The organism is Parabacteroides sp. (assembly GCF_977054455.1).
The window spans coordinates 137,533-149,503 of sequence record NZ_CDRTCT010000008.1; the positions used below are offsets into that span (position 1 = coordinate 137,533).

Below are 11,971 nucleotides of genomic sequence, written 5' to 3' on the forward strand. Positions count from 1 at the left end.
TTAGGTATGATACGAAAACTTTTGATTCGGGATCTGACTCTTCGGGATGGTCAGCAATCTGCTTTTGCAACGCGAATGTCACAAAAGCAGATAGACAGAGTGCTTCCTTTTTATAGAGAAGCCGGTTTTTATGCGATGGAAGTATGGGGTGGCGCCGTGCCCGATTCTATCATGCGATATTTGGGAGAAGATCCCTGGGAACGGTTGGAGAAGATAAAAGCTGCCGTGGGGAATACTTCCAGGTTGGCGGCACTTTCACGCGGGCGTAACCTGTTTGGCTACAATCCTTATCCGGATAAGATTATTAAAGGTTTTTGCCGCAACTCTATAGAATCCGGACTGGATATCATGCGCATATTCGATGCGCTGAATGATGTGGAGAATATAAAATCGACGGTCAAATATGTTAAACGCTTCGGAGGAATGGCTGATTGCGCCGTCTGTTACACGATCGATCCGTTCCATTCGGCGGTTGAGAGAATTGTAGCCGCCTTGCACGGGCATCCGTTGCATAAACCTGTTTTTACAAATGAATATTTCTTGGACAAAGCGCTTCAAATGGAGGCTTTGGGAGCCGATATGATCACCATTAAAGATATGAGCGGCCTGATTCCGCCGGGAAGAAGTGCCGAAATAGTCCGTTTGTTCAAAAAGCATTTGAAGGTTCCGGTAGATTTTCATACCCATTGTACGCCCGGATATGGGTTGGCCTCGGTCTTGGCCGCTATTGTCAACGGGGTGGATATTGTCGATACCAATATCTGGTATTTCGCCGGTGGAACGGCGGCTCCGGCAGTTGAGTTAGTTTACATGTTCTGTAAGAAAATGGGTATCGAACTCGATATTGATATGGAAGCGATCGCGAAGATCAATGCCCATTTATTGGATATCCGCAAGGAATTATCCACTTTCGATATGGCAAAACAACTGCCTAAACCGTTTAATCCGTTGACAGATAGAATACCGACCGAAATAGATCGTTTCTTTAACGATGCGATCGATGCGGCCCGGAAAGACAAAGAGGAAGACTTGCTTATCTTCTGCCATGCCATAGAAGAATATTTTGGTTTCCCCGAACCGAATGAATTGGTGAAGAAGGCCCAGATACCGGGAGGCATGTACACGAATATGGTGGCCCAGTTGAAGCAATTGGGGCAGTTGGACTTGTTGGAAAAAGCGATGTCGCTGATCCCACAGGTGCGTATGGAGGCAGGCTTGCCGCCCTTGGTTACGCCGACAAGCCAGATCATCGGGGCTCAGGCCGTGTCATGCGCATTGGATCAGTTGAAGGGACGTCCGATGTACAGCAATCCGTCCAACCAGTTCATTGCCCTGGTAAAAGGAGAATATGGGAAGACGCCGGTTCCGGTCGATCCGGAATTCCGTTTGAAGATAACGGGATCGCGTGATGAAGCGCCTTATGATCCTTCCGATTATGAAATGCAGGAGAATCCTGTCATGGAAGAAATCGGTGTCCGATTGGCTGAAAACGAAAAAGAGGTATTGCTTCTGGAGCTTTTCCCGATGATGGCGCACAATTTCCTTTCGAAGAAGAAACAGAAACAAGCACATACTACCACATAATATTAGATTGTTTTATGTATTTAAGAGCTTTTCTTCCGGACAGGTGGCCGGGGAAAAGCTCTTTTGTTTGACATTTGTCTGCCTTTTCTCAGTGCGCCCTTTCCCTGAATTCCGACGGTGTCACGCCCTCTTTCTTCTTGAAGAAGGTGGAGAACTGCCCGGCATTCTCGAATTTAAGGCTGTAAGCTATTTCCGAGATATTCAGGCCGCTGCTGGTAAGCAGTTCCTTTGCCTTCAGGAGTTTTTGCTGCAATTGGTACTGGGCGGGCGATACGCCTGTATATTCTTTGAACATGCGGCGGAACCAGGAGTAACCGAGCCCCAGGCGGGAAGCTATTTCTTCCGGCGTCAGCGGGTTTTCCACCTGTTCTTTCATCAGGATGCGGGCTTCGTTGATCTTATCCACAACATAGGTATTCGTAAAGGAGTTGTTCCTCCTTTTATAATAGACCGTACCCAATATATGGAGGACGATGCTCGAAATCATCTCCTGGTAGCCCGTCTTTTCCTGCGAAGCGAATTTCAGGATGTCCTCATACAGCCCGACGATCGTCGCGCTGAGCCCGATGTGCTGTAACGGTTCCTCGCGGGTAAAGAAGCGTTTTTCCACGCGCCGGTCGATGTGGACGCCGCGGAAACCGACCCAGTATTCGTCCCAGCCTGTCTCGCTGTCGGGATAGTAGCTGTGCCATTCTCCCGGAAAAAGCAGGATCATCGTGCCGGCGTTTATCTTCTGCATCTTGCAGGATTGTGAAGAGAAGTAACCGCTTCCCTTCGTGATATAGACCAGTTGGTATTCGTTCAGGATACGTCCGGTCTGCGGCTTGAAGTTATAATTGTCCGGATGCTTCGAAAGAGGATAGTTCCCTTTCGGGGGAATAAACTGGTAGCCTACAGTCGTGACGACAATTCCCCATTCTTCGTCTATCGCACTTATCGTCAGGTATCTCAATTGATCGCTTAGTCGTTTCTCCATCTCCTCTGTCAGATTTGAAAGGTTTAAAATCATTTTCAAAAGCAAAGATAGTAATTTACCGTTTACTTTTGCAATCATAAAACAAACAACTTTGTTGTACCATGAAGAAATATAACTTTTTAGCCTTTGATATAGGAGCAACCAGCGGACGTGCCGTATTAGGCACATTGGTTGGTGACAAATTTGAAATGCAGGAACTTCACCGCTTCCCGAATGCGATCCTGGAGTTGCAGGGGAAATATTACTGGAACATATACCGGTTATATGATGCCTTGAAAGAAAGCCTTACGATTTGTGCACGCCGGAACGTGGTCCCGGACTCTATCGGGATCGATACCTGGGGCGTCGATTTCGGATATCTGGCGAAAGACGGTACGCTGTTGGGGTTGCCGCGTGCGTACCGTGATCCTTATACGGACGGTGCGCCGGAAGAGTATTTCCAGCGTATTCCCCGGTCGGAAGTCTACCGGCTCACCGGCATACAGATCATGAACTTCAATAGTATTTTCCAGTTATTCCGGGCTAAACAGGAAAGTTTCGGGCCGTTGGAGGCTGCCGAAGAGATACTTTTTATGCCCGATCTGCTTTCCTACCTGTTGACGGGCAAAAAGGTTTGTGAATATACGGATGCTTCCACTTCCGGACTGTTGAATCCGGCGACAAAGGAGTTCGAGGCATCCTTGTTGGAAGCGGCAGGAGTAGCTCCCTCCATCATGCGTCCGGTAGTGATGCCGGGAACATTTGTCGGAGAACTGACCGACGCGCTTGCACGGGAAACGGGGATCGGCAAAGTGCCGGTCATAGCGGTTGCAGGCCACGATACGGCTTCGGCCGTTGCGGCTGTCCCGGCGGCGGACCGGGAGTTTGCCTACCTTAGCAGCGGCACATGGAGCCTCATGGGGATCGAAACGGAAGAACCGATTATCTCGGAAGAATCTTTCCGGCATAATTTCACGAACGAAGGCGGGATAGACGGGACGACCCGTTTCCTGAAAAATATCACAGGGATGTGGTTGCTCGAACAGTGCCGGAAAGAGTGGGAGAAGGCCGGGCGCGATTATTCCTATCCTGCGATTGTCAAGATGGCGGAACGGGCGACGTCTTTCCGCAGTTTTGTGAATCCCGACGATCCGTGTTTTGCCAATCCGCCGAGCATGACGGAGGCGATCAAGGCTTATTGCCGCGAGACGGGGCAGCCCGAACCTGCCGAGGACGACGAGTTTATCCGTTGTATCTTCGAAAGCCTGGCATTCCGGTACAAGGAGGTGCTGGCACTATTATCCGAAATAGCTCCTTTCCCGATCCGTAAATTGCATGTGATCGGGGGAGGCTCGATGAATAATCTTCTCAACCAATTTACGGCAAATGTAATTGACATGCCGGTTGTGGCAGGGCCTTCGGAGGCGACGGCGATCGGCAACTGTATGGTGCAGGCGAGGGCGGCAGGACTGGTGGCCGACCGCTGGGAGATGCGCCGCTTGATCAACTCTTTCCTCTCGCCGGCTGTCTTTCTGCCGGAAGGTAGCGGCAAGTGGGAAGAGGCTTTTAAGAAATATAAATCTGTAACCTCAAAAAAATAAGACCATGACAAAAGAAAACATTATCAGACAAGCCTATGAGGCAGCTGTTGGACGCTATGCAGCTGTCGGTGTGGATGCAAAAGAGGCAATGGACAAATTGCAGAAGATCTCTCTATCCATGCATTGCTGGCAGGCGGACGACGTGAGCGGTTTCGAGAACCAGGGCGGTTCGCTGACGGGCGGAATCCAAGTGACAGGTAACTATCCGGGACGTGCCCGCACGATCAACGAAGTTCGTGCCGATGTCCTGAAAGCGGCTTCGCTGATCGCCGGTAAACATCGTTTGAGCCTGCATGAAATATATGGCGACTTCCAGGGCAAGAAGGTCGACCGCGACGAAGTGGAACCAGCTCACTTTGAAAGCTGGATGCAGTGGGCGAAAGAGAACGGGATGAAACTGGATTTCAACAGCACTTCTTTCTCGCATCCGAAGAGCGGCGACCTGACGTTGGCAAATCCCGACGATGCGATCCGCAATTTCTGGATCGAACATACGAAACGATGCCGCTGGATCAGCGAGGAGATGGGCAAATACCAGGATGATCCCTGTATCATGAACCTGTGGATTCATGACGGCAGCAAGGAAATTCCCGCCAGCCGTCTCAAATACCGCCGGATCTTGGAACAGTCGCTCGACGAGATTTTTGCAACGGAGTATAAGAATATGAAGGACTGTATCGAAGCAAAACTGTTCGGGATCGGTCTGGAAAGTTATACGGTCGGTTCTTATGATTTCTACTTGGGCTACGGTGCGAAGAAAAACAAGATTGTGACGCTCGATACGGGCCATTTCCATCTGACGGAAAGCATTGCCGACAAGGTTTCGGCCTTGCTTCTTTTTACGCCGGAGATCATGTTGCATGTGAGCCGCCCGGTTCGCTGGGACAGCGACCATGTGGTGATCCTGGGTGACGACCTGCTCGATCTGGCACGCGAAATCATCCGTTGCAAGGCATTGGACCGGGTGCATATCGGTTTGGATTACTTCGATGCGACGATCAACCGTATCGGGGCCTACGTGATCGGTTGCCGTGCAACACAGAAGGCCTTTATGCAAGCCCTTCTCGAACCGTCCGCAACCTTGCAGCAATACGAGGCCGAAGGCAAATATTTCCAGCGCTTAGCTTTGCAGGAGGAAATGAAGAGCCTTCCGTGGACAGCCGTCTGGGATATGTTCTGCCTGCAAAACGACGTCCCGGTAGGTGAGGATTATATTGCCGAGATAGAGAAATACGAAGCCGAAGTAACAAGCAAACGATAATGGAAATAATCATCGGGTTAATCATAATCGCAATCGGCAGTTTCGGGCAGAGCAGTTCCTACGTCCCGATCAACAAAGTCAAGGATTGGAGTTGGGAAAGTTTCTGGCTGGTGCAGGGCGTTTTTGCCTGGCTCGTCTTCCCGTTCTTAGGGGCGCAGCTTGCCATTCCCGCCGGGAGCAGCCTCTCGGAACTGTGGAGTGCCGGCGGAGCCGCGGGAGCCGTTATCTACGGAATCCTGTGGGGGATCGGCGGCCTGACCTTCGGGTTGAGCATGCGTTATTTGGGGGTTGCGCTCGGCCAGAGCATCGCGCTTGGGACGTGCGCCGGTTTCGGAACGCTTTTCCCGGCAGTTTTTGCCGGAACGGATTTGTTTCATGGCGATGGCCTGGTCCTGCTGATCGGCGTGTGTATCACGCTTGCCGGCATCGCCGTGATCGGGTATGCCGGAAGCCTTCGCGCCCGCAATATGACCGAGGAGGAAAAGAAAGCGGCTGTAAAGGATTTTGCGTTGACGAAAGGTTTGCTTGTCGCCCTTTTGGCGGGAGTGATGAGCGCCTGCTTCAATCTGGGCCTGGAATCCGGTGCTCCGATCCTTGAGAAGGCGAAACAGTCCGGCGCAAGTGAATTGTTCGCACTGAACCCGGTCATCCTGTTAGTGACGATCGGCGGTTTTATCACGAACGCTTCTTATTGCCTCTTCCAGAATGTAAGGAACAAGACGGGGAAAGATTATTTTTCCGTATCGGGCGGTACTTTGCTGAATAATGTCTTATTTTGTGCGCTGGCAGGTGTTTTGTGGTATTCGCAATTCTTCGGGCTGGGAATGGGAAAGAGCTATTTTGCCGAATCTCCGGTGATGCTGGCCTTTTCATGGAGTATCCTGATGTCGCTGAATGTGATCTTCAGCAATGTGTGGGGCATTATCCTGAAAGAGTGGAAAGGAGTGAGCCGGCAGACGATCGTTGTTTTGGTCTGCGGCATGTGTCTCCTGATATTCTCGCTTTTGCTGCCTAATTTGATTTAAGGGAGAGATTAAATAATAGTAATCGGGCTGAAAATGGATAGTCATGGAATTTTAGTTTCATAGTCATGAAATTAAGATTCCATGACTTATAAAAAGATATATAAGTAAAATGAAAACAATCAGAAACAATGAAAAATTGATGGCCGAGATCGGCCGTATCGCCGAAGTGGCCGGCTATCTCTGGACAAAAGGATGGGCGGAACGCAACGGCGGTAACATTTCCGTAAACCTGACCGACCTGATGAGCGACGTCGAAAAAGCACTTCCTGCACTGGGGCCGGCTATTCCTTTGCAGGAGGCGATGACTGCCCTTGCCAGGCATATTTTTTATGTCACCGGTACCGGAAAGCGGATGCGTTATGTGGCACAGGATCCCTTTGCCAACGGTTCCCTGATCCGTATCGCCGGGGATGGCAAAAGCTATGATATAATAGCCGAACAATTGATTTTGCCTACATCCGAGTTGCCTTCACACCTGATGATGCATAATTATCTGCGTGGCCTGGGCCGTGATAACCGGGTCGTTCTGCATACGCATCCGACCGACCTGATCGGTATGACGCATTGCAAGCCGTTCCTGGATTCGGATGTCATCACCCGTACGTTGTGGAGCATGATTCCCGAATGCCGTATTATTGTCCCGAAAGGAGTCGGCATCGTTCCTTATGAAATACCGGGGACGCTGGATTTGGCGCGTGCCACCATCAAGCAATTGGAAAAACACGATGTCGTATTCTGGGAGAAACATGGTATTTTGGCAGTCGGCGAAGACCTGATCGAATGCTTCGATGCAATCGACACGTTAAGCAAGTCCGCCCAAATCTATTTCAGTGCACGCATGGCCGGCTACGAACCCGCCGGCATGACCGACAAGCAGTTGGATGATTTGGTCCCGGCTTTCGGTTTGTGATAGATTATGATCGTAAATGATGATTTATCGGTTACTTTTCTCTTGAAAGAAAAGTAACCGATAAATCATCATTCATATAAACACCATATACCATGAAAACATTATTTATTTTTATATCTCTATTCTTTGCCGTATCATTGTCCGCCCGGCAACGCGATAGCCGGGTCCGTGAATATCTTCCTCCCGTACGCATCGTTTGGCAACAGGAAAGCCGGCTGATAAAGGGGGCAGACCATTTGCTTCTTCCCGGAAACGGACAAACCAATCTTGTGAATCATAACATCTGTAAGCTTTCGAGTACCGACCGGCAACATCCTGCCATCCTCCTTGATTTTGGAAAAGAGCTGCAAGGCGGCTTGCAAATCGTTACCGGTATGCCGGCTTCGCATGAACCTGTCGCCGTCCGCATCCGTTTGGGGGAGTCGGTAAGCGAAGCCATGTGCGATATTGACGGGGTGAACGGCGCTTCCAACGATCATGCCATGCGCGATTTCACCATTCGCCTGCCTTGGTTGGGGGTCATGGAAGTGGGTAATTCCGGATTTCGGTTTGCCCGGATTGATCTTTTGGACGATTCCGCCGAGTTGCATATTAAAGAAATACGTGCCATTTCCGTTTTTAGGGACATCCCATATAAAGGCTCATTTCGTTGCAACGACGAACGGCTGAACCGGATTTGGCAGACCGGTGCTTATACGGTGCATTTGAATATGCAGGAGTATATTTGGGACGGCATCAAACGTGACCGTTTGGTCTGGATTGGCGATTTGCATCCGGAAGTGATGACGGTCAACACTGTTTTCGGATATAACGAGGTGATACCGAAAAGCCTTGACTTGATCCGCGACGCTACGCCGTTGCCCGGATGGATGAACGGGATGTGCAGCTACTCCATCTGGTGGCTGCTGATCCAGCGCGACTGGTACTACTATCAGGGTGACTTGGCTTACTTGAAGGAACAGAAAGACTATCTGACCGGTTTGCTTCGTCTCCTGATCTCCAAAGTCGGTGAAGACGGTGTGGAGAAGCTCGACGGAGGAGGGCGTTTCCTCGATTGGCCGTCCAGTGAAAATCCGGTTGCCATCGATGCCGGCTTGCAAGCCTTGATGCTGCAAGCGATGAAGGCCGGAAACGAACTTTGTGAAGTGCTGGGCGAAGATGCGTTGGCTGCCGAATGCGAAGCTGTTTCTAAGAGAATGGTCAAAGCCGCTTCGAAGGTGATAAAACCTTTCCTGAAATCCGGTGTCGCACCGGACGCGCCGGGATCGAAACAGGCGGCTTCCTTGTTGGCGCTGGCAGGATTGATGAAGCCGGAAGAGGCCGATCGGAAATATCTCTCGATCAATGGAGGGCATGGGTTCTCTACCTTCTATGGCTATTATATGCTTCGTGCGATGGCCGTCGCCGGCAATTATCAGGGAGCGATCGACGTGATACGCCAATTTTGGGGCGCGATGCTCGATTTGGGTGCAACTACTTTCTGGGAAGATTTCAACTTGGACTGGTTGCCCGGCGCTTCCCGCATCGACGAACCGGTTCCGGCAGGCAAGAAAGACATTCATGGCGGTTACGGGGGGTATTGCTATAAAGGTTTCCGCCATAGCCTTTGTCACGGCTGGGCTTCCGGCCCGACCTCCTGGCTGAGCGAATATGTGTTGGGTGTCCAGGTTGTGGAACCGGGCTGCCGCGTTGTCCGGATCACACCGCATTTAGGTGACCTGGAGTGGGTGGAAGGAACGTTCCCGACTCCTTACGGCGTGATCGGCATCCGCCATGAAAAAGGCGCCGATGGGAAAGTCCGGAGCCGGATCGATGCTCCGTCCGAAGTAAAAATAGAACGATAATCAAATCAGAAAAAGATATGGGAAAGAAAAACACATTGTTGATCTGCTCGCTTGCCTTCCTCTCGTTGATAGGTTGTAAAGGTAAAAACGAGCTTACGGTTCCGGTGAACCTGCGAACCGAATACTTGCGCGAACCGATCGGTTTGGATACGAAAAGTCCCCGTTTCACCTGGGAATACAAAGGAGGTGAGAAGAACTTCCTGGCCTCCCGTTCGGAAATCCGCATCGGGACCTCGCCGGATAACCTGCAACCCTACACCGGCGATATGGCATTGGAACCGCATACCCGTTACTATTGGAACGTGACGGTATGGGATCGGGACGGAGACATCTGCGAGACTTCGGAAACGGCTACTTTCGAGACAGCCAAGTTCGAGCCGTCCGACTGGTCGGGAAAATGGATAACCGACAGCCACGACAAGGAGTTCGAGCCGGCCCCCATGTTCCGCAAAGCCTTTACATTGGGCAAAGAGATCGATGAAGCCCGCGTCTATGTGGCTGCCGCCGGTTACTACGACCTGTTTATCAACGGCAAACGGGTGGGAGAGAACTACCTCGATCCGGGCTATACGCATTTCGACAAACGGATCCTGTACGTGACGCACGATGTAACATCCTTGTTGAAGAAAGGCGAAAATGCTATCGCTTCGGTGTTGGGCAACGGCTGGCACAACGTACAGTCCAAGGCCGTCTGGAATTTCGAGACCGCCCGTTGGCGCAACCGTCCCCGGATGCTCTGCGAACTGCGCCTCCGCTATACCGACGGCACGACCGAGGTCATCGCCACCGACGAAAGCTGGCGTACGGCGACCGGTCCCTATACCTATAACAATATCTATAGTGGCGACAAATACGACGCCACGTTGGAAGAAAACGGTTGGAACGCCGAAGGTTTCGACGACGGCAAATGGGCTCCGGTACAGGTCACGGAAGCTCCCGCACCCTTGTTGGCCGCCCAGCAGATGCCGGGTATCCGGATTACGGAAGAATTGCCGCCTGTCTCGATGAAGAAGTTCAGTGACAAACTCTATGTATTCTCTTTCGAAAAGAACTTTGCCGGCCTGTCCCGCCTGAAAGTAAAAGGCACTCGCGGCACGCGGATCACCTTGAAGCATGGAGAGCTGCTGAAAGCGGACGGCCGTCTGGAACCGGGAAATATCGATGTCTATTATCATCCCGTGAAACCGGGCGAGGTCTTCCAGATGGATGTCTTCACGCTGAAAGGAACGGGTGAGGAGGAAGTCTTCATGCCTTCGTTCGCCTATCATGGTTTTCAGCATGTGGAAGTCGAGAGCTCGGCTCCTGTAACCCTGACAAAAGAGAGCCTGACCGGACTGTTCATGCATACGGCGGTTCAGCCCGTCGGTTCCTTCTCCTGCTCCGATCCGTTGCTGAACAAGATATGGAAGGCGACCATGGAGGCCTACCGCAGCAACCTGCACAGCATCCCGACCGATTGCCCGCAGCGTGAAAAGAACGGGTGGACGGCCGATGCGCATGTCGCGATCGACCTCGGCCTGTTGGGCTTCGACGGTATCACCTTGTATGAGAAATGGATGAACGACTTCATCGACAACCAGCGAGAAGCCGGTGAAATCTCCGGCATTATCCCGTCAAGCGGCTGGGGATACGGCGAATGGCCCGGTCCGGTATGGGATGCCGCCATGTTTATCATCCCGAACGCCCTGTATAACTATTACGGCGAGACACGCAGTATCGAGAACCTGTATCCTACGATGTTGCGCTATCTGGATTACCTGAAAGCGAAAGAGAAGGACGGCGGCTACCTGACCTTCGGCCTGGGAGACTGGGTGTACTGGAAGTCTACGACCGACAATACCTATACCTCTACCGCCTATTATTATCTGGATTACACCTTGATGGCCCGTTTCGCCGGACTGTTGGGTAAAGATGCCGCCCCTTACCGGCAGAAAGCCGACGAACTGAAAGCATTGGTCAACCGTAAATTCTTCAATCCCGAAACGGGAGTCTATGCCGAAGGAACCCAGACGGCACAGGCGATCGCCCTCTATTTGGGTATCGTACCGGAAGGGAAGGAGCAGTTGGTCGCCGATAAACTTTGCGAGGTCGTGCGTGCCAACAACCATTTCCTCGATTTCGGCCTGCTCGGAAGCAAGTCGGTTCCGGCCATGCTGACCCGCTACGGCTATGTCGAGGATGCCATGAAGATGATTACGAAGACGGAAGCTCCTTCCTGGGGCTATTGGGTGGAAACGATGGGATATACGACGCTGCCTGAAACCTGGACATTGAGTCCTGAGTTCCGCGACGCCTCCCTGAACCATGTCTTTATGGGAGATGTCTCTGCCTGGATGATGAACCAGCTTGCCGGTATCAATTACGATGCTGCCGGACCCGGTTTCCGCCATATTCTGATTACCCCCCATTTCGTGGAAGGAATGGATTGGGCGAAAGGTGAGTATCATTCCGTACGCGGATTGATTTCGAGCGAATGGAAACGGGAGGGAGGCAAAGTCACCCTTACCGTGACGATCCCGTCCGGCTGTACGGCGGATATCCGTGTCGGCGATAAGACGGAAACGGTCGGTTCGGGTACGTATGTTAACACTTTTTAGGAAGGGGTGTGTCAACCGAGGCATCCTCACCTGTAGGGAAGCCACGGTTGACACCTGTGGGGAAGCCTCGGTTGACACCTATGGGGATCGAGGCTTCCCCACCTATAGGGACACCACGGTCGACACCTATGGGGATCGAGGTACCCCCACCGGTGGGGGCACAGGGATTCTCACCTATGCCCCCACCGGTGGGG

8 protein-coding genes are annotated in these 11,971 nt (G+C 51.8%); 7 read left to right on the forward strand and 1 reads right to left on the reverse strand.

What is annotated here, in order from left to right; genetic code table 11:
- Positions 1–6 precede the first annotated feature (6 nt).
- Positions 7–1,584 (forward strand): carboxylase, encoded by a 1,578-nt coding sequence (locus tag ACW6QF_RS05735; RefSeq protein WP_456087125.1) that lies wholly within the window; start codon positions 7–9, stop codon positions 1,582–1,584.
- 88 nt (positions 1,585–1,672) lie between these two features.
- Here the strand turns inward: ACW6QF_RS05735 and ACW6QF_RS05740 are convergent, their stop codons facing one another.
- Positions 1,673–2,560: an AraC family transcriptional regulator gene (locus ACW6QF_RS05740; protein ID WP_298552368.1), complete on the reverse strand. Its 888-nt coding sequence runs from the start codon at positions 2,558–2,560 to the stop codon at positions 1,673–1,675.
- A gap of 101 nt (positions 2,561–2,661) precedes the next feature.
- On the opposite strand from ACW6QF_RS05740, the gene ACW6QF_RS05745 reads away from it, so the two are divergent.
- The 6 genes from ACW6QF_RS05745 to ACW6QF_RS05770 all read left to right on the forward strand — a co-directional run bounded on the left by ACW6QF_RS05745 (position 2,662) and on the right by ACW6QF_RS05770 (position 11,777).
- Positions 2,662–4,140, forward strand: coding sequence for a rhamnulokinase (locus ACW6QF_RS05745; protein WP_456087126.1), 1,479 nt, complete (start codon positions 2,662–2,664; stop codon positions 4,138–4,140).
- 4 nt (positions 4,141–4,144) lie between these two features.
- On the forward strand, positions 4,145–5,401 hold the full coding sequence (locus tag ACW6QF_RS05750; RefSeq protein ID WP_456087127.1) for an L-rhamnose isomerase: 1,257 nt from the start codon (positions 4,145–4,147) through the stop codon (positions 5,399–5,401).
- Positions 5,401–6,426, forward strand: a complete 1,026-nt coding sequence (gene rhaT, locus ACW6QF_RS05755) for an L-rhamnose/proton symporter RhaT (protein ID WP_298552371.1) — start codon at positions 5,401–5,403, stop codon at positions 6,424–6,426. The genes ACW6QF_RS05750 and rhaT overlap by 1 nt, the downstream gene beginning before the upstream one ends.
- 109 nt (positions 6,427–6,535) lie before the next feature.
- On the forward strand, positions 6,536–7,336 hold the full coding sequence (rhaD, locus tag ACW6QF_RS05760; protein WP_456087128.1) for a rhamnulose-1-phosphate aldolase: 801 nt from the start codon (positions 6,536–6,538) through the stop codon (positions 7,334–7,336).
- Positions 7,337–7,428: 92 nt separating this feature from the next.
- Entirely contained in the window at positions 7,429–9,180 is a 1,752-nt protein-coding gene (locus ACW6QF_RS05765) for an alpha-L-rhamnosidase-related protein (RefSeq protein WP_456087129.1), read from the forward strand.
- Positions 9,181–9,197: 17 nt separating this feature from the next.
- The gene (locus tag ACW6QF_RS05770; protein WP_456087130.1) at positions 9,198–11,777 is read left to right on the forward strand and encodes a family 78 glycoside hydrolase catalytic domain; all 2,580 of its coding nucleotides are present in this window, start codon (positions 9,198–9,200) and stop codon (positions 11,775–11,777) included.
- Positions 11,778–11,971: the final 194 nt, after the last annotated feature.